The organism is Streptomyces sp. AC627_RSS907 (genome assembly GCF_019049165.1).
Genome location: NZ_JAGMUE010000184.1, coordinates 1 through 633, shown reverse-complemented (window position 1 = coordinate 633; position 633 = coordinate 1). Strand labels below are relative to the sequence as shown.

Here is a 633-nt window from a genome sequence, read left to right as displayed (position 1 = left end):
CTCGGTCTGCGCCGGCTACCAGATTCTCGGCCACGAGTTCATCAACGACCTCGGGCAGCGCGAGCCCGGGCTCGGGCTCCTCGACGTGGTCAGCACCCGTGGCGAGGGCGAGCGGTGCGTGGGCGACGTGCTCGGCGACATCGACGAGCGGCTCGGCCTGCCGCCGCTGACGGGCTTCGAGAACCACCAGGGCGTCACGCACCTGGGCCCCACCGCCCGCCCCTTCGCCCGGGTCCGGCTCGGCAAGGGCAACGGCACCGGCGACGGCACCGAGGGCGCGTGGAACGACACCGTGTTCGGCACGTACATGCACGGCCCGGTGCTCGCCCGTAACCCGCAGATCGCCGACCTGCTGCTGAAGTTGGCGCTCGACGTGAACGCGCTGCCGCCGGTGGACGACCGCTGGTACGAGGCGCTGCGCAACGAGCGGATGGCGGCGGCGACGCAGACCGCATGACGGACACTCGCCCCATGGGAGTGCTACGCGCTTGTAGGCTGACCGCGATCCAACCGGACGACGGGGTCCGGTCGTCCGGTTGAGTTGCAGAGGTATCACAAACCATGCGTATTGGTGTGCTCACTTCCGGCGGTGACTGCCCCGGTCTGAACGCCGTAATCCGGTCGGTCGTGCAC

The 633-nt window shown here is 69.8% G+C and carries 1 protein-coding gene and 1 pseudogene; both read left to right on the top strand.

Annotated elements, in window-relative coordinates; genetic code table 11:
• Positions 1 to 457: pseudogene (locus tag KUM32_RS31250) on the top strand (glutamine amidotransferase); the annotation flags it as partial.
• Positions 458 to 561: 104 nt separating this feature from the next.
• The coding region (locus KUM32_RS31245) for a 6-phosphofructokinase (protein ID WP_217145332.1) at positions 562 to 633 on the top strand (72 nt) is incomplete at its 3' end.